A 17,373-nucleotide genomic window follows, 5' to 3' on the forward strand; every position below is an offset into this window, starting at 1 on the left:
CTTTAGGGCTTTAATTTTATTTCTTTAACGTTTCAAAAATATTACGCAAATCCTTTTTGTAAGGCAAATGGTCTGCACGTCCTTTTTTAAAGATATCGTTGCTATTGCCTTGGCCTTTTCGTAATTCTTTTTGTTCTTCGTATGGTAATTTAATAATCTCTTGGCAGTTTGTAGAGCAGCAATTATCCATTTTTTCTTTACAGCTATCGCATTGAATAAATAATAAATGACAAGCTTCGTTAGCACAATTGGTATGTAAATCTGCTGGCTCACCACATTGGTGGCAATTGGCTATAACATCCTCCGAAATTCGCTCTGAACGGCGTTGATCAAATACAAAGTTCTTTCCGATAAATTTATTTTCTAAACCCTTATCTTCAATTTGGCGCACGTAGTTTATAATCCCGCCTTCTAACTGAAAGACGTTTTTAAAACCTTTGTGTTTATAGTAGGCACTTGCTTTTTCGCATCGGATTCCACCAGTACAATACATTACTAGTTTTTTGTCTTCCTTATGCTCTCGTAGGTCTTCTTCTATTAAATCTAAAGACTCCCTAAACGTATCTACATCTGGAGTAATGGCATTTTTAAAATGACCTATTTCACTTTCGTAATGATTACGCATATCTACCAAAACCGTATCTGGGTCTTCAATAAGCTCATTAAATTTTTCAGCATCAACATGTACACCTTTATTTGTCACATCGAAAGTGTCGTCGTTAAGACCGTCGGCCACTATTTTATTACGGACTTTGACTTTTAGCTTTAAAAAGGCAAAATTATCGTGCTCAACAGCAATATTTAATCTTACGTTCTCTAGAAATGTAATAGAGTCGAGATGTTTTTTAAACGCTTCAAAATTATCCGCAGGAACAGATAATTGTGCGTTTATGCCTTCATGAGCTACATAGATACGACCTAATACGTCTAGCTCGTTCCAATTGATAAACAGGTGATTTCTTAATAATTCGGGGTTCCCGATTTTTGCGTATTTGTAGAAAGAGATAGTCAAGCGGTCTTTACCTGCTTGTTCTATAAGTGCTGCTCTTTCTTCATTACTTAAGTTATTGTACAGTTGCATGCTATACTAATGTTTTAAGGTTAAAGAATTTATTTTCAGTTGCAAAGGTAATTTTTTAAACAAAAAAAGCACCTTGATTTTTACCAAAGTGCTTTTTTGAGGACTAACTCGTTATTAATATTAATTTTTTACAATTAAGTATTTTTAATAACGAGCTAACCTCCATCGGCTTTACAACAGCAGAATAAGAAGACGGCTGCTGTCTTACCTAAAGTTTTACTAAGAATTAATTTTCCTAAAAATTTCATTACACCTAAAACCTTAAGTGATTCATAGCAATTTTTTCCTTTTTCAATTAGTAGATGCAAAAAGTGCAAAATGGTTGCGTCGTAAATTGTAATCTCTTAAAAGAAATGTTATTTTTATCGTCACGATTAATAGAGAAAATTTAGAATAAATGAGTAGTGAAAAAGAAGCAAAATTAAAAGCTCTAAAATTAACTTTAGACAAACTAGACAAGGCTTACGGCAAAGGAACCGTGATGAAAATGAGTGATCAAGCAATTGAAGATGTTGATGCTATTTCATCTGGTTCACTTGGATTAGATATCGCTTTAGGTGTTGGAGGCTATCCACGCGGACGTGTTATAGAAATATATGGTCCTGAATCTTCGGGTAAAACAACATTAACGCTTCATGCCATAGCTGAGGCTCAAAAGGCTGGAGGAATTGCTGCATTTATTGATGCAGAACATGCGTTTGACCGTTTTTATGCAGAAAAGCTTGGTGTAGATTTAGAAAACTTAATCATATCCCAACCAGATAATGGTGAACAAGCGCTAGAAATCGCTGATAATTTAGTTCGTTCTGGAGCTATTGATATTATTGTTGTAGATTCTGTTGCAGCTTTAACTCCAAAAAGTGAGATTGAAGGTGAAATGGGTGACTCTAAAATGGGGCTTCACGCACGTTTAATGTCTCAAGCTTTAAGGAAACTTACAGGGTCAATTAGCAAAACTAATTGTACAATGATTTTCATTAACCAATTACGTGAAAAAATTGGTGTAATGTTTGGAAATCCTGAAACTACAACTGGTGGTAATGCACTTAAGTTTTATGCTTCTGTACGTTTAGACATTAGACGTTCTACACAAATAAAGGATAGCAACAGTACAGTTATGGGTAACAAAACCCGAGTTAAAGTTGTGAAAAACAAAGTAGCTCCTCCTTTTAAAATGGCAGAATTTGATATTATGTATGGTGAAGGTGTTTCTAAAGTTGGTGAAGTTTTAGATATAGCGGTTGAGCATGACATCATTAAGAAAAGTGGATCGTGGTTTAGTTACGACGATACAAAACTTGGCCAAGGCCGAGATGCCGTAAAAGCGTTAATTAAAGATAATCCAGAATTAATGGAAGAACTGGAAGAAAAAGTAAGGGCTAAAGTCAATGAAACTGAAGCTTAATCAAAAAAATCCTGAAAATTTCAGGATTTTTTTGATTTTAGACGCAACCATTTAATAATTTATGCATCTTGCTTAGAGCAAGTGTTAACTTTTAATAAAAACCCAAATGAAAAAAATTCTTTTATTATTTGTCCTAGTAGGCTTCATGTCCTGTGATATTGGTGGCGATGATGGTCCAAGTTTTCAATTAGAACTAATGTCAATCACAAGTGTTAATATACCTGATCAGTTTACTTTTGGCGAAACACACGAAATAACAGTAAATTATTTACGCCCTAATGGGTGCCATGAGTTTAATAATTTTATTTTTCAACCAGATGGTAATACTAGAACGGTTGCTGTTGTAGATACTGTTTATGACGACCCTAATTGTTCTCCTAATGCTGTGGATGCATCAGTAAGTTTTGACTTTAGAGTAGTTAGTAATGAGCCCTATATCTTTCAGTTTTATCAAGGCTCAACACAAACTGGAGAAGATCAATATTTAATTATAGAAGTTCCTGTCGTAGATTAGAAAAATTAATTTTTAACTAAACCAATCATTAATGTGAGTTTAGAAGAACTCATTAATCGCTGTATAAAAAAAGATGCTAACGCTCAGAGTCAATTGTATAAGCAGTATGCGAGTAAATTGTTTTCTCTTTGTCTCAAGTATTCAAAAAATTATGTTGAGGCAGAAGATAATCTGCAAGACGCATTTGTAACTATTTTTAATAAAATAGAACAATACAAACAAAAAGGTTCTTTTGAAGGTTGGATGAAGCGCATTGCCATTAATACGGCACTTCAACGCTATAGGAAAGTTGGTGTTTTTAATATTGTTGACGAAAACGCTATTGAAGACGTAACTGTAGAAATTGAAAATGATGATTTAAGTTTAGATTTTCTGCTCCAGATTATTCAAGAATTACCAGACCGCTACAGGTTAGTTTTTAACCTTTATGTCCTAGATGGGTTCTCGCACAACGAAATAGCAGAAATGCTAATTATTTCATCTGGAACCTCAAAATCTAACCTAGCAAGAGCTCGACTGATTTTGAAACAAAAAATTGAAGATTATAAAGCGAATTTAAATTCGCAATCCTTATAAAATGAACAATAAAAAACATATCGACCGTCTCTTTCAAGAGAAATTAAAAGACTTTGACGTTATGCCAGACGACAAAGTTTGGGAAGGTATTGAAGCTAGACTTCAAGAAAAGAAAAAGAAAAGACGAATTATTCCTATTTGGTGGCAATTAGGAGGTGCTGCAGCTGCGCTTATACTACTGTTTGCAGTAGGAAATACTATTTTTTTTAATGACGTAAACCCAAACACCCCGATTGTTAAAGAAACTATTAAGAATGGAGCAATTGATTCTAAAGAGACTAACCCTTCTTCATCGGAAGATAAATCTGAAATTGTATTAGATGCTAATGATAAAGACATTGACGCTTCTAAAAATTCTGAAGACAAAAATGATTCCAAAAAATCAAAAGAAACAAATCCTATTAATAACAATTCATCGTTTAGCAACAAAAAGAACAATGAAGCTGTAGCTCAAAATTCAGATTCTGAGCAAAATCAAAATAGCAACAATTTCAAGGATAAAAATTCTGAAAAAGTTTTAAATAGTGAAGTTGTCTCTAATCAGAAAACAAACAAAAACAACTCACCTCTTCAAACAGAAATGAAATCCAAAGAGGAACTTGACCGTATCATAAATTCAAATTCTACAACATCAGATGTTATTGTTAAATCAGATGCTAATTCTAAAAAATCTGACGAAACTAATGACGAAGTTATCACTGATAAAAACATCATAGAAGAAGAAGAAAAAGGTCAAGATATAAAAGAGGCTATTGCCGAAGCAAACAAAACAAATGAAGAAGAAAAAGAAAAGCGCCGGTGGAGCATTTCACCTAATGTTGCACCGGTTTATTTTAGTTCTTTAGGTAATGGCTCTTCCATTGATGCTCAATTTAATTCTAACAATACAAGTAGTGATATTAGTATGAGTTATGGTGTTAAAGGAAGCTATGCTGTTAATAGTAGGCTTAAAATTACTGCGGGTATTAATCGTGTTAATTTCAATAATACCACAAACGATGTTATTGCACTATCAGACAATAGCTTTTCTTCTATTAATGCCTCCACAAGTAGACTGCAAAACGTTGAACTTAATAACATGGTGAATGATGCTTCTCTTATGGTTATGAGTAGAGCCAATTTAAGACAAAATTCAATTTCTGAAGCAGTAAACACCCTCCAATCCGGTAACTTAGAACAGCGTTTTGGATTTATTGAAATTCCACTAGAAATCGAATATCGATTAGTTGATAAAAAAGTTGGCGTTAATATCAGTAGTGGTTTTAGCACACTACTTCTTAATGAGAATGAAATTTTTGTAGACGTCAATGGACAAAGCACATTAATTGGTGAAGCCAATAACCTTAACTCAACGAGTTTTAGTGCCAATTTTGGTATAGGTGTCGATTATAACATTACAGAAAAAATAAATATAAATCTTGAACCAAAGTTCAAGTATCAACTCAACACATTCAATAATACATCTGGTGATTTTAGACCATTTTTTATTGGTGTTTATACAGGCTTAAATTTTAAGTTTTAGGTTTTTTAGTTAGACGATAGTTATTGTAAACTCAATTAAGCAATGATGGCAATAACTATAAAAAAAGTCGCTCAGTGGTTTGAGCGACTTTTTTATTTCAGTAGTTTTTGGTCTTCTAGTAAATCTTTTAAAATCAATTCTCGCACAGATTGATTTATGGTTTTTGTGTCTTCTACAGTTAGACCTTCTGTTGAAACAAATTCGTGAATTTTTACACGCAGTTTCCCAGGATTACCACTAAAAAATGAAAATGAAAAACGCTTTTTATTATCGTAAAACGTCATAGGTACAATAGGAATCTGTTGGTTAATTGCCATTCTAAAAGCACCATCTTTAAAATCATCTAAGATAATAGACTCGTCTGGCACGCCGCCTTCAGGAAAAATGCAAATACTCAAGCCTTGCTGGAGTCGTCTTTGCGCTCTTAAAAACACTGCTTGGCGGCTTTTAGCACTGCTTCTATCTACCAAAATACAGGTGCGCTTGTAAAAGAAACCAAACAATGGGATTTTAGCCAATTCTTTTTTACCTACAAATACAAACGGATTTTTAACCGCTGCCAACATCAACATAATATCTGTCATCGATGTATGATTAGCCACAAACATATAACTGGCCTTGGGATTTGGCGTTTGATCTCTTTTAATTCGGTAATTAAAACCCATACCAACCAAAATAAACTTGGCCCAAAAACGTGCTAGCTTAAAAAATTGAGGGTACCACTGCTCTCTTGATATTGAAATCAATAGAAAAGGCATTAATACCAGTATAGGAATAGCTACAAGGACATAAAACCAAATTCGATATATAATCCAAAACGGATAGTTGAATATTTTCATCGTTCCAAAACTAGCTAAATAAATTAAATAGTCTTAAAGAAAAAATTACCTTTGTTTTTTGATTAATTATTAAAGAGATTCCCACTTTTGTGGGAAATGAATATGGCAAGAATACTCACAGGCATACAAAGTACAGGAACACCACATTTGGGTAATATTTTAGGCGCTATTATCCCTGCAATAGAAAAAGCAAAAAACGATGCTAACGACTCGTATTTATTTATTGCAGATATGCACTCTTTGACGCAAATTAAAGATGCTGAAACACTTCGTCAGAACACCTATTCTACTGCGGCTACGTGGTTGGCATTTGGTCTAGATATTGACAAAACAGTATTTTACAGACAGAGTGATGTTCCACAAGTGACTGAGTTATCATGGTATTTAAGTTGTTTTTTTCCATATCAACGTTTAACCTTAGCGCATAGTTTTAAGGATAAGGCCGACCGTTTAGACGATGTTAATGGCGGACTATTTACCTACCCAATGCTAATGGCTGCAGACATTTTGTTGTATGATGCCGAAATTATTCCTGTTGGGAAAGACCAAGAACAACATATAGAAATGACCAGAGATGTCGCCTCTCGTTTTCATGCAAAAATGGGTGGCGAAACCTTTGTGCTGCCAAAGGCCGATGTGCAAAAAGAAACCATGCTTATTCCTGGTACAGATGGTGCTAAAATGAGTAAAAGTAAGGGCAATACCATAAATATCTTTTTACCGGAAAAGAAATTACGAAAGCAAATAATGTCTATCCAAACCGATAGTACTGCTTTAGAGGACCCAAAAGATTGGGCAACTTGCAACTGTTTTGCTTTGTATAGTTTATTGGCTGATGATAACGCTATTACAGAAATGAAAGCCAATTACGAAAACGGTGGTTACGGATACGGTCATGCCAAGCAAGCGTTATACGAACTTATTTTAGAGCGTTTTGCCGAACCTCGTGAGCGTTATAATTATTACATGAATAACCTTAACGAAGTTGATACTGCTTTAGCTGTTGGTGCTGAAAAGGCTGAGACTGTTGCTAATGAAGTATTAGCTCGTGTTAGAACGAAAGTTGGGTATTAGTAAATTAGAATATATTACATCAGTAACAATTCTAATTTTACATAGTCTAATTAAGTAATATGCTTTATTATTTTATCGACTTTTTTATAAAACTATTTCAAATTGTATTTTCAATTCTAGTTTTTTATTTAAGTACAATCTTATTTAGTTTAATATCAGCTGAACTAGATTTAGATAGAATAATTGGCGAGGATAATTCCATAATGATAGTTGGCATTTTAAGTCTTGTTTTGACTTATTTTATCATTAAATATATTGCAGTTTTCTTCAGAAAATTAAAAGAACAAGAACACTAAATAACCTCAAACAACTTCCCAGGCAACGGTCTAACAACACCTTTTAGTTCCATGTTTAGTAATAAGCCTGCTAGTTTATAAGTTGGCATATTACAGTTTAGAGCAATCACATCGAGTAACTCTTTATTGTTTTCTTTAAGATAATTGTAAATCACTTTTTCATCAGGTTCTAACTCCACGAATAGTTGTTTTTGGACAACTGGCTTGACTTCGTCTTGTAATTCCCAACCTAAAATATATGGTACATCCAAAGGATTTGATAATAAATGTGCCTGATTAGCTTTTATTAAATTATTACAACCCACACTTTGGCTATCTGTAACTCTACCGGGAACAGCAAACACATCCCGATTGTAAGAATTGGCGATATCTGCAGTAACTAAGCTTCCGCCTTTCTCAGCAGATTCTATCACAATAGTGGCTTCGCTTAAACCTGCAATAATTCGGTTTCGCTTTAAGAAGTTTTTTCTATCAAAAGCATCGGAACTCCAAAAATCGGTTATAAACCCTCCATGCTTTTCAACATCAGCCATATATTTTTTGTGCACTTTAGGATAAATTTGGTTTAATCCATGCGCCAAACAGCCTATGGTTTGCAAGTTGTGCTTTAATGCCGCTTTATGTGCTGTAATATCAGTTCCATAAGCAAAACCTGAAACGATTACAGGGTTGTAAGGTGCTAAATCTTCAACTAATTTTTCGCAAAACGCAATACCGTTAGTTGTTATTTTTCTTGCGCCGACAACACTAATAATGTGCTTGTTTTCTAGGTTTATATTCCCTGTTTTAAACAGTATTAACGGGCCATCAATGCAATGTTTTAAGCGTTCGGGATACGCTTCATCAGTAAAGTAACTATAGCCAATGTGATTTTCTTTTATAAACCGAAGTTCTTTCTCTGCTTCTTCAAAATGAATACTATCACTAAGGCCTTCAATAGTAATTGTACCAATACCATCTATCTTTAAAAGATTACTCTTTTTTTCTATAAAAACAGCCTCTACACTACCACAGTGGGCAATTAATTTTTTGGCCGTAGTAGAGCCAATTTTAGGCACATGTTGTAAAGCGAGTATATGGATAAATTCGTTTTCAGTCATTCAAAATACAATAGACTTTAAAAATAGTATTTTTTCAACTGTTAATAAATACCTGTACCTAAGCTTCGGTGGCAAACAAAAATTTCTAAATTTGTAATATATGCAACTAGAAACCTACATCAGCGACTTATTATACAGATACGATTGTGTAACTGTACCAGAATTTGGTGCGTTTTTAACCAATCGTGTTTCTGCTAAAATACATGAATCTACTCATACGTTTTACCCACCAAAAAAGGTATTGTCTTTTAACGAGCAACTTCAAAACAATGATGGTCTTTTAGCCAATTACATTGCTGAAGTTGAAAAGATTCCGTATCAAGTTGCCGTTGAGAAAGTGGCTAAACAGGTAAAATCTATTAAATCTTATCTGGTTGAGGGTGAAACTATTTCGTTTCAAAACATTGGGGACTTGCTACTAAATACTGAAGGTAGTGTGGTATTTAATCCGTCTTATCATATTAATTATTTAACGGATGCCTTTGGTTTATCACACTTCAACTCTACAAACATAGTTCGAGAAACGTACAAGCAAGAAGCCGTAGCCATTGAAGAAAAAGCACCTATTGCATTGACGCCTGAAAAACGTTCTAATAATTGGCTTAAATACGCAGCAGCAGCTGTTATTGTTTTAGGTTTAAGTGGTCTTGGAGCTGGTAAATATTACAATGATAGTATTAACCAACACAACCAAATTGCAGAGCAAGAAGCTAAAACAGAGATTGACAACAAAATACAAGAAGCTACTTTTTTTATTAGCAATCCGTTACCAGCAGCAACATTTTCTGTAGAAAAGCAAACAGGTAATTATCATATTGTTGCTGGAGCCTTTAGAATTGAAGCTAATTCTGATAAAAAAGTAGAGCAACTGAAGGCCTTAGGATATAAAGCACGTAAAATTGGTGCAAACCGATATGGTTTGCATGAAGTTGTTTATTCTAGCTACGAAACTAGAACTGAAGCTCAGCGTGAAATGTATAACATCCGTAAGACTCATAACAAGGATGCTTGGTTGTTGGTTAAGAATTTGAATAAGTAGTTGTTTCTTCTTTAAACTAAAGCTGCATTTCTTCTTAAATCCGTATTTTTTTAACATACCTTTGTAATGTTAAAATTTCCTGATATCTCAGGAATAAAATTCTACGCATTTTTATGGAATCTAAAACAGCATTTCAGTCAAAAACTATAGTTACAGACCTTGTTTTACCTAGTGAAACTAATCCACTAAATAATCTATTTGGAGGTGAACTTTTAGCACGTATGGACCGTTGTGCAAGTATTGCAGCACGTCGTCACTCAAGACGAATTGTTGTTACGGCTTCTGTAAATCATGTAGCCTTTAACCGCTCTGTACCTTTAGGAAGTGTTGTGACTATTGAAGCAAAGGTGTCTCGTGCTTTTACATCTTCGATGGAAGTCTACCTTGATGTTTGGATTGAAGACCGCGAATCTGGCGAGTGTATAAAAGCCAACGAAGCCATATATACTTTTGTGGCCGTTGACGAAACAGGACGTCCTATAAAAGTACCTGAGCTTATCCCTGAAACTGAGCTAGAAAAAGAACGTTTTGCTGCGGCGCTTCGTCGTAAGCAGTTAAGTCTAGTTTTAGCTGGTAAAATGAAACCTAATGACGCTACAGAACTAAAAGCGCTGTTTGAATAATTAAACCTATTCCTTTTTTTACAGTCTTACTCATTGTTAAATCCTAAATCTTTTAACAATGAGACATTTTTTTATACTACTTGGATTAATTTTCTTTTTAAGCCTTAACTCATGTGCGCGACGTGTTGTGGTTAGACAACCTGCTAATGTCACTGTAGTAAAAACATTACCTAGAAACTATAAAGTTGTTCGTGTAAATGGAACTCGTTATTACGTTTGGGGCGGAAAGCGCTATCGTAAAACTAGAAATGGATACGTAGTTGTGAATATTTAGTTTTTAGAAAGCCAACGCTCAGGGTCAAGGTTTTGACTATTCTTGGTTATTCTAAAATAGAGTAAAGATTCTCCTGTGGATTTATTAGTAAACACTTCTCCTATTTCCTGACCAGCTTTAACTTTATCGCCTTTCTTTACATATATTTTAGATAAATTTCGGTAAATAGTTAAATAGTTTCCATGACGGATTAGAATGGCCGGGTTAGCATTTTTAATAAGCATTACTTGAGAAACTTCTCCATCAAAAACGGCTTTTACTTTAGCATTTTTTTCTGTGGCTATACGTATTCCAAAGCTGTTTTCAGTTACCGAGCGATCTATTAAAGAGCGTTGTAATCCAAATTTTAACTTTACAACACCTCTATCAACTGGCCATCCAAGCCTACCTTTATTGGCTTCAAAATTTGATGCCAAAACTCTACCCGCTGGTGTTAATGCAAATTCTGTAGAAGATGATGTTTTACCAGCTTCTTTGTTAGATGCTGCAATAGCTTCACGAATTAAACGATTAATTTCTTTATCGATACGGTCTGCTTCTTGACGCTTTTTACGAATCTCTGCTGTGTGCTTTTTTAAGTCTTTACGAATTAATACCATAAGCTCTTCCTGAGCTTTCATCTCTTTTTCCAGCGCTCTTTTTGCTTTACGGTTTTCTGCAACTAGCTTTTCCTTATCTTCTTTTTGTTTCGATAATTCTAGATTTAACTTTTGTAATTCTTGAGTTTTTGCCTTTATATCATCAGCTTGCTTTTTCTGATAGGCTTTGTACTGATTGATATATTGTAAACGTTTATAGGCTTGCTTGAAGTTGTCTGAGGACAATAAGAACATCACTTTACTTTGCTCAGATTTACTCTTATACGATTTTACAACCATATTGGCATAATCTTCTTTTAAAACCTTTAATTGGTCTCTAAGCTGTGTTATTTGTTTTTGATTGTTATTAATTTCTCGAGTCAACTGATTAGCCTGCTCATTAGTGACGTTAATTAAATTCTGACGTACTCTTATTTTGAAATTAACATCCTCAACCTGCTTTACTACCGAAGTTTCTTTCTTCTTATCTAATCTGTATAAGGAATTAAGCTGATTCAGCTCTTTTAAGATTCGCTGACGCTGAGCCTCTAGCTCTTTCTGTTTTTTGCTTTGCGCATGAGTTGCAGAAAAAGAGAAAAGAGTAATAAGAACGAGTATGAAAATACGTTTTATGCACATATTACTTCAGTTCTATTTCTTTATATCCTGATGGAATCCTGAAAGGGAAACGTACTTCCTCATTGAGACTTACAGATTTTATTTCCATATCAATCAATGCTTCATCTGTATCTTCTACAGCAATAATTTTAATCTCTTTTGGAATCACATTTTTATCTATATCTTGATATGATTTGTAATCTACCTGAAGAATTCTTCGTTTTACGGACTGTGCTAATTGCAACGAGTCAAGTTTGTAATGTGAGGCGTTTAGCAAATAAAACACCTCCAACATTGGATCTTGACGCTTTGGTTGAAGCACATAAGAGTTGTCTTGAATATCGACTTTATGCGCTTGTGATTGCAAATCGTATATGGCTTGCCCCATGAGTATGTTCTGTACTTTAGCAAAGTCTAAGTCAAACCCTACAAAATCACTTAATAACTGATAACTACCATCAAAATACGTGTTGTCTGTTTTGTTATAAAACTGCACTTTATTTGGTGTTATCATCATACGTGCTAAACCTAGAGGTGCACTTAACCAAATGACTTCATCTTTTTTAATTCTGAGATTAAAGGTTGTGCCTTGCGTCTTTTCGTCTTGGGTAATATTAATCTTTGCCTTAGCCTGCATGGTCTTAAAAGCAATTTCATTTTTCTGATGTGCTCTTACCACCTGCTTTGCTGATAATCTAGGATTTGCTTCGCCCGCAGCAGCAATGGCCTTACTAGACTTGCAGCCTATTGTACTTATCATAATTGCAAAGATGATAATCAATTGCGTATACTTGAAGTTATAAGTTATAAAACGCTTCATTTACTATTTCTGTAGTTTTATGGCTTGTGCCTTTTTAGCAAACGCTTTAGACTGGGCATTATTATTGGTAAGCTTGTATGCTTCGCTTAATTGTATGTAGAAATCGCGTTCCATTTTTGGATTTTCGACTAAAAAATCGAGTCCCATTTCTAAACTATCAATAGCACTTTGAGGTTTGTTTAGATTAATATTAGAAACTCCGTTAAGTAAATATAAAATAGGTTGTGCCGGATACAATTCTAGCGCACTTTCACTTTGCTTAAGTGCGTCTTCATACTGTTGCAAATCAATGTGAATGAGGATTACATCTCGTAATAATTTGAAATCATCCGGTGCTTGTTTTAAAGCTTCCTTATAATTTTGAAGCGCCTTTTCTTTATCTCCGGTTTTTAAATAGTATGTTCCCAGATTAGATAATGATTCTATATCCTTTTGGGTATTTGTACTATCTGTTGCTTCGATTAAATCTTTTTGGTACTGTGGATTCTTTTCTACAAAGCCAACAAAATCTTTAAGCACTTTAGACTTCACTTTTTCATCAATTTCAGGTGTATTTAATACCAATTTCATCGAAGAAACCGCGTCTTCTGTTCTACCTTCTTCCAAATAAAACTTATACAACGCTAGATGTACCAGCTTTGAGTCTGGCTTCACTTTCAGCAATTCTTTTGCAGCTTCGTATGCCTTTTTCACCTTACCAGTTTGGCTATATCTATAAATGAGTTGTAAATAATTATTCTCATTATTGGGGTCTGCTGCAATACGCTCTTTTAGATTATTTATTCGGTCACCTGCATCTCCTGTGAGATTGTAAATATTGTTTCGCATTTGGTCACGAACCTCATCTGGACCTAGTTCTGTATCTAACTCGTCTAATACACTTAATGCAGCATTAAACTTTTCCTTTTTAATATATAAGGTTGCTAAATCTTGTTTATAATCTGGATGAAATTTTACTAGCTGTTTAACTGTTTTTATAGCATTATCTATATCGTCTTGTCTATAATAAACATCGTACAATTCATCTAAAAACCATTCGTTATCGGGTTGCATTGAGATGGCCTTTTTTAAGGCATCTTCTGCTGCACCAAAATTTTTGAGTTGGTTGTAGTTCTTGCCAAGTTCAAAATAGATAACAGGTTTAGTGTTATCTATATCTAAGCACTTTTGCAGTGCAGTAATGGCGCGCTCATAATTTTCTATGCCTTTTTGCTTAAGCGCTTCAAAGAAATTTTCCTGGTATTTATCTGTGACATTGCCTAAATCGTCATCTGGTGTTTTATTGAAATCTACTTGTCCTAATGCAAACATAGGCACTAACAGCAGTACAATAAATAGCGATTTAATATTTAATTTAGGTTTAGTCATTATATAGATTGCTTCTTCTTAAAAATAACAATTCAATTATTATTCCATTTGTGTGTAATCACCAATACTAATTTTAGTAAACTCACCATTGTACTTAACGTGATTGCCAATCATGGCTTCGTCTAAAGTAGCATTTTTAATATGAGTTTGCGTTTGAATTAAGCTATTTTTAACGACTGAATTCTCTACTGTTGTTCCCTCTCCTATTGACACATTAGGGCCAATAGTACTGTTTTTTAAGACTACGTTTTTAGCTATAAAGCAAGGCTCTACGATAGTTGAATTTTCTAGAACTACTGAGTCATCAACTAAGGTTTCTTCATCATCTGCTTTTAGGAAACCAAGCATTTTTGTGTTAGTTTCTAGTGTTACGGCTTTATTTCCGCAGTCCATCCACTCGTCTACAGTACCTGTTTTAAATATTTTTCCGTCTGCCATCATTCGCTTGATGCCATCGTTGATTTGGTATTCACCACCATTCATTACATTTTCGTCTAAAACTTCTTGAAGCTTTCCTTTTAGTACTGCTACATCTTTGAAATAGTAGATGCCAATTACAGCTTGGTCACTAACAAAGGTTTCTGGTTTTTCAACCAGCTCCACGATTTCTTCATTGGTATTTAGCTTAACAACACCATAAGCTTCAGGGTTTGCAACACGTTTTGTCCAAATTACAGCATCTGCGTTAGGGTCTAAATCAAACTCTGCTCGAATCAGAGTATCTGCATAAGCAATTACTGCTGGCCCCGATAAAGATGGTTTTGCACTCATAATAGCGTGACCTGTACCTAGTGGTTGGTCTTGCCTGTAGATAGATGCTTTAGCTCCTAAACCTTCTGCTAACTCTTCTAATTTGGTAACCACATCTTCTCCAAAGAATGCAGGGTCACCTAGTACAAAAGCAATTTCTTCGATTGGTTGTTTTAAAACCTTTGCTATGTCTTTTACCAAGCGATGAACAATCGGTTGGCCTGCAACAGGAATTAATGGTTTAGGTACTGTTAAACTATGTGGTCTTAATCGCGAACCACGACCTGCCATTGGGACTATTATTTTCATAAGCCTCTCCCTAACCCTCTCCAAAGGAGAGGGAACGTTTTTTTATATGTTATACTTTCCCCTATTCTCCCCATTGGGGAGATGCCTTCAGGCAGTGGGGCCTTTTACTTTACACCTGTACTTCCAAAACCACCTTTGCCACGAGAGGTTTCAGATAGTTCTTGGACTTCTTGCCATTCGGCGCGTTCGTGTTTTGCTATGACAAGTTGCGCAATGCGTTCACCATTTTCTATTACAAAATCTTCACTGGAAAGATTGACTAAAATCACACCTATTTCACCTCTATAATCGGCATCCACAGTTCCTGGAGCATTAAGCACCGTAATTCCTTTTTTTGCGGCTAAACCGCTACGAGGACGTACCTGAGCTTCAGTTCCAATTGGTAATTCAATAAATAAACCCGTTTTTACAATAGTGCGTTCTAAAGGTTTTAGAATTATCGATTCCGAAATATTTGCACGTAAATCCATTCCTGCTGAAGCAATAGTTTCATAGTGCGGTAAACCGTGATTGGATTTATTAATGATTTTTATGTTCATATCCTTATGTCTAATCTTCCTTTTCGACTGCGCGAAGCAGAGAAAAAAAGAAGGAAATTTTAGTTTTTAATTAATACTGTAATACTCTTTTTTTCGAGTTGAAAAACAACTATCAAAAATACGATTAATGCGCCAATTCCTATGTAATAGTTCTCTCTAAATCCGTAGAAATATACGGTTGAAAACACTACAGAAAGTACAAAATAAAGTCCAATTTTTTTGAAATTATAAGGGATTGGATAATATTTCTGACCGTAGTATAATGATATCAACATCATAACACCATAGGCTGAAACTGTTGCGATTGCTGAGGCTTTAAATCCAATATGCGGAATTAAAAGATAGTTTATCACTAGCGTAACGATAGCGCCGAAAACAGAAATATAGCCTCCAAACTTGGTGCGGTCTGTTATTTTGTACCAAACTGATAGATTGTGGTAGATTCCCAAACAGAAGTTAGCGATAAGAATTAAAGGCACAATCCACATGGCTTCATAAAAGTCTTCGCTTCTGATGATATATGGTTTTATAATGTCTGAAAACACGACGACCGTTAACAAAATAATTGACCCAAAAGCCACGAAAAATTCTAGAATTTTTGCATAGTTTTTTTGTGGATTTTCGGTTTTTGAATGACTGAAAAAATAGGGCTCTATTCCCAATCTAAAAGCTGTAGCAAATAAGGTCATGAATAATGCTATTTTATAACACGCCGAATACATTCCTATTTGGACTTCTGAAATATCTGCTGGTAATAATTCTTTAAGTAAAATTCTATCAAACGTTTCGTTTATTGAATATGCCACTCCGGCTAATAAAACTGGGGCTGAATATTTGAGCATCCGTTTCCAAAGATTTGAATCAAAACTATACCTGATTTTTGTGTAAAACGGAATTAATAAGAGTAGCGTAACTCCACTTGCAACAACATTAGAAATGAAAATATAACTGATTTCAAAATCAGGCTTATAAATATTTTTTAGAATATCAAAGTCGTCTGAAAGCCCTTTTAGATAAAGTAGTAAAAAGACATTTAAGCCTAAATTAATAGCTACATTAAAAATTTTAATTATAGCATATTTTGTAGGTCTTTTGGTGGCTCTCAACCAAGCAAAAGGAATAATAACTAAGGCATCTAAGAGTAAAATAATAAATACCAGATTCAGGTATTTTAAATCTATTTCAATAGCACTAGCTATAAAATCGCGAAATAGGAATGCTATTCCTAAAACTAAAAAAGACGTCACAACTAAAGAGATACTAGCTGTGCTGGTTACGTTTTCAGGATGTTTTTCTTTATTGAAAAATCGGAAAAATGCAGTTTCCATTCCGTAGGCTAAAACCACATTAAATAACACGAAGTAAGCAAAAATAAAGGATACACGGCCATACTCTTCAACAGACATCACATCCGGGTTGGTGTAAAGCGGTACTAATAAGAAGCTTAGCATACGAGGTAAAACTGTTGCTAAACCGTAAATAAATGTTTGTTTAAAAAGGCTTTTAAATCCGCTCAATCTTTGTGAAATATCTGGTTAAAAATACCATTTTTAAAACAAAAAAACCTCACAGATATTGTGAGGTTTTATTTTATATGTAAATCTACTTAATTCTTGTTTGATGGAGCAGACAAAGGTAGTGCTTCAATTGGTTTTTCCTTTATATCTATTAATTTAAAATACTTAATCTTTCCATTTTCTTTGTAGCTAACCACACATTCGTCATTCTCTAATCTAAAAGGAAAATCTTCCATCTGTTCTTTCTGGTCTGAAGTGGAAACAACTTCATATTGATTTGTATTGCCTTCAGATTTTAATCTTCCAATAAATAGTTGCGGGTTTGCAGGCTTAGTCTCTAATTTAACTGTTTTTCCTCTAAAGTGAACACTATCTAAAACTATATTTTCATCTTTAATTTCAATAAAAATATTAGTTCCTGAACCTCCACCTTGAACACCTGCTACCCAGTTTTGACAATAGACGTCTCCAAACGTTGTTGGCGCTTTTTTTTGTAGTTTCATAGTGGTAGCGCATTGGGAGAAACTAACC

At 34.3% G+C, this 17,373-nt stretch carries 18 protein-coding genes; 8 read left to right on the forward strand and 10 right to left on the reverse strand.

What is annotated here, in order from left to right:
• Positions 1–16: 16 nt before the first annotated feature.
• Positions 17–1,081 (reverse strand): oxygen-dependent tRNA uridine(34) hydroxylase TrhO, encoded by a 1,065-nt coding sequence (gene trhO / locus BUB95_RS04635; protein WP_073083689.1) that lies wholly within the window; start codon positions 1,079–1,081, stop codon positions 17–19.
• A gap of 397 nt (positions 1,082–1,478) precedes the next feature.
• Between trhO and recA the strand changes: the two genes are divergently transcribed.
• The 4 genes from recA to BUB95_RS04655 all read left to right on the forward strand — a co-directional run bounded on the left by recA (position 1,479) and on the right by BUB95_RS04655 (position 5,098).
• Positions 1,479–2,486, forward strand: a complete 1,008-nt coding sequence (gene recA, locus BUB95_RS04640) for a recombinase RecA (protein ID WP_073083691.1) — start codon at positions 1,479–1,481, stop codon at positions 2,484–2,486.
• A gap of 106 nt (positions 2,487–2,592) precedes the next feature.
• Positions 2,593–3,000 carry a hypothetical protein gene (locus tag BUB95_RS04645; RefSeq protein WP_073083694.1) on the forward strand — a complete coding sequence of 136 codons (408 nt, stop codon included), beginning with the start codon at positions 2,593–2,595 and terminating at the stop codon, positions 2,998–3,000.
• A gap of 33 nt (positions 3,001–3,033) precedes the next feature.
• The gene (locus BUB95_RS04650; RefSeq protein ID WP_073083696.1) at positions 3,034–3,576 is read left to right on the forward strand and encodes an RNA polymerase sigma factor; all 543 of its coding nucleotides are present in this window, start codon (positions 3,034–3,036) and stop codon (positions 3,574–3,576) included.
• A gap of 1 nt (position 3,577) precedes the next feature.
• Positions 3,578–5,098, forward strand: a complete 1,521-nt coding sequence (locus tag BUB95_RS04655; RefSeq protein ID WP_073083698.1) for an outer membrane beta-barrel protein — start codon at positions 3,578–3,580, stop codon at positions 5,096–5,098.
• Positions 5,099–5,190: 92 nt separating this feature from the next.
• Here the strand turns inward: BUB95_RS04655 and BUB95_RS04660 are convergent, their stop codons facing one another.
• The gene (locus tag BUB95_RS04660) at positions 5,191–5,937 is read right to left on the reverse strand and encodes a lysophospholipid acyltransferase family protein (RefSeq protein WP_073083700.1); all 747 of its coding nucleotides are present in this window, start codon (positions 5,935–5,937) and stop codon (positions 5,191–5,193) included.
• 102 nt (positions 5,938–6,039) lie between these two features.
• Between BUB95_RS04660 and trpS the strand changes: the two genes are divergently transcribed.
• Complete coding sequence (gene trpS, locus BUB95_RS04665) at positions 6,040–7,011, forward strand: tryptophan--tRNA ligase (protein WP_073083702.1); 972 nt, start codon at positions 6,040–6,042, stop codon at positions 7,009–7,011.
• 292 nt (positions 7,012–7,303) lie between these two features.
• On the opposite strand, the gene dprA is transcribed toward trpS, so the two are convergent.
• Positions 7,304–8,407, reverse strand: coding sequence for a DNA-processing protein DprA (dprA, locus tag BUB95_RS04675; RefSeq protein WP_073083706.1), 1,104 nt, complete (start codon positions 8,405–8,407; stop codon positions 7,304–7,306).
• Positions 8,408–8,507: 100 nt separating this feature from the next.
• Here dprA and BUB95_RS04680 point away from each other — a divergent pair, with 100 nt between their 5' ends.
• From BUB95_RS04680 to BUB95_RS04690, 3 genes are all read left to right on the forward strand, one after another.
• A complete protein-coding gene (locus BUB95_RS04680; RefSeq protein WP_073083709.1) occupies positions 8,508–9,446 on the forward strand; it encodes an HU domain-containing protein in 939 nt (312 codons plus the stop codon).
• A 113-nt stretch (positions 9,447–9,559) separates the two neighbouring features.
• On the forward strand, positions 9,560–10,069 hold the full coding sequence (locus BUB95_RS04685) for an acyl-CoA thioesterase (protein ID WP_073083711.1): 510 nt from the start codon (positions 9,560–9,562) through the stop codon (positions 10,067–10,069).
• 58 nt (positions 10,070–10,127) lie between these two features.
• On the forward strand, positions 10,128–10,343 hold the full coding sequence (locus tag BUB95_RS04690) for a DUF6515 family protein (RefSeq protein WP_073083713.1): 216 nt from the start codon (positions 10,128–10,130) through the stop codon (positions 10,341–10,343).
• Here BUB95_RS04690 and BUB95_RS04695 read toward each other — a convergent pair.
• The 7 genes from BUB95_RS04695 to BUB95_RS04725 form a co-directional block, all read right to left on the reverse strand.
• The gene (locus BUB95_RS04695) at positions 10,340–11,560 is read right to left on the reverse strand and encodes a murein hydrolase activator EnvC family protein (protein ID WP_073083715.1); all 1,221 of its coding nucleotides are present in this window, start codon (positions 11,558–11,560) and stop codon (positions 10,340–10,342) included. The genes BUB95_RS04690 and BUB95_RS04695 overlap by 4 nt on opposite strands.
• A 1-nt stretch (position 11,561) precedes the next feature.
• Positions 11,562–12,359 (reverse strand): lipoprotein insertase outer membrane protein LolB1, encoded by a 798-nt coding sequence (locus tag BUB95_RS04700; RefSeq protein WP_073083717.1) that lies wholly within the window; start codon positions 12,357–12,359, stop codon positions 11,562–11,564.
• Positions 12,360–12,362: 3 nt separating this feature from the next.
• A complete protein-coding gene (locus tag BUB95_RS04705) occupies positions 12,363–13,727 on the reverse strand; it encodes a tetratricopeptide repeat protein (RefSeq protein ID WP_073083720.1) in 1,365 nt (454 codons plus the stop codon).
• Positions 13,728–13,766: 39 nt separating this feature from the next.
• The gene (locus BUB95_RS04710) at positions 13,767–14,786 is read right to left on the reverse strand and encodes a sugar phosphate nucleotidyltransferase (protein WP_073083722.1); all 1,020 of its coding nucleotides are present in this window, start codon (positions 14,784–14,786) and stop codon (positions 13,767–13,769) included.
• A 104-nt stretch (positions 14,787–14,890) separates the two neighbouring features.
• Entirely contained in the window at positions 14,891–15,325 is a 435-nt protein-coding gene (dut, locus tag BUB95_RS04715; RefSeq protein WP_073083724.1) for a dUTP diphosphatase, read from the reverse strand.
• Between the two features lie 59 nt (positions 15,326–15,384).
• Complete coding sequence (locus BUB95_RS04720; protein ID WP_073083726.1) at positions 15,385–16,842, reverse strand: oligosaccharide flippase family protein; 1,458 nt, start codon at positions 16,840–16,842, stop codon at positions 15,385–15,387.
• 89 nt (positions 16,843–16,931) lie between these two features.
• Entirely contained in the window at positions 16,932–17,345 is a 414-nt protein-coding gene (locus BUB95_RS04725) for a hypothetical protein (RefSeq protein ID WP_073083728.1), read from the reverse strand.
• Between the last annotated feature and the right edge of the window lie 28 nt (positions 17,346–17,373).

The organism is Winogradskyella jejuensis (assembly GCF_900129745.1).
Classification (GTDB): domain Bacteria; phylum Bacteroidota; class Bacteroidia; order Flavobacteriales; family Flavobacteriaceae; genus Winogradskyella; species Winogradskyella jejuensis.

Bases quoted from the DNA above. Each gene is read 5' to 3' on its own strand.
- trhO (WP_073083689.1), bottom strand. From the start codon at position 1,081: ATGCAACTGTACAATAACTTAAGTAATGAAGAAAGAGCAGCACTTATA.
- recA (WP_073083691.1), top strand. From the start codon at position 1,479: ATGAGTAGTGAAAAAGAAGCAAAATTAAAAGCTCTAAAATTAACTTTA.
- BUB95_RS04645 (WP_073083694.1), top strand. From the start codon at position 2,593: ATGAAAAAAATTCTTTTATTATTTGTCCTAGTAGGCTTCATGTCCTGT.
- BUB95_RS04655 (WP_073083698.1), top strand. From the start codon at position 3,578: ATGAACAATAAAAAACATATCGACCGTCTCTTTCAAGAGAAATTAAAA.
- BUB95_RS04660 (WP_073083700.1), bottom strand. From the start codon at position 5,937: ATGAAAATATTCAACTATCCGTTTTGGATTATATATCGAATTTGGTTT.
- trpS (WP_073083702.1), top strand. From the start codon at position 6,040: ATGGCAAGAATACTCACAGGCATACAAAGTACAGGAACACCACATTTG.
- dprA (WP_073083706.1), bottom strand. From the start codon at position 8,407: ATGACTGAAAACGAATTTATCCATATACTCGCTTTACAACATGTGCCT.
- BUB95_RS04680 (WP_073083709.1), top strand. From the start codon at position 8,508: ATGCAACTAGAAACCTACATCAGCGACTTATTATACAGATACGATTGT.
- BUB95_RS04685 (WP_073083711.1), top strand. From the start codon at position 9,560: ATGGAATCTAAAACAGCATTTCAGTCAAAAACTATAGTTACAGACCTT.
- BUB95_RS04690 (WP_073083713.1), top strand. From the start codon at position 10,128: ATGAGACATTTTTTTATACTACTTGGATTAATTTTCTTTTTAAGCCTT.
- BUB95_RS04695 (WP_073083715.1), bottom strand. From the start codon at position 11,560: ATGTGCATAAAACGTATTTTCATACTCGTTCTTATTACTCTTTTCTCT.
- BUB95_RS04700 (WP_073083717.1), bottom strand. From the start codon at position 12,359: ATGAAGCGTTTTATAACTTATAACTTCAAGTATACGCAATTGATTATC.
- BUB95_RS04705 (WP_073083720.1), bottom strand. From the start codon at position 13,727: ATGACTAAACCTAAATTAAATATTAAATCGCTATTTATTGTACTGCTG.
- BUB95_RS04710 (WP_073083722.1), bottom strand. From the start codon at position 14,786: ATGAAAATAATAGTCCCAATGGCAGGTCGTGGTTCGCGATTAAGACCA.
- dut (WP_073083724.1), bottom strand. From the start codon at position 15,325: ATGAACATAAAAATCATTAATAAATCCAATCACGGTTTACCGCACTAT.
- BUB95_RS04725 (WP_073083728.1), bottom strand. From the start codon at position 17,345: ATGAAACTACAAAAAAAAGCGCCAACAACGTTTGGAGACGTCTATTGT.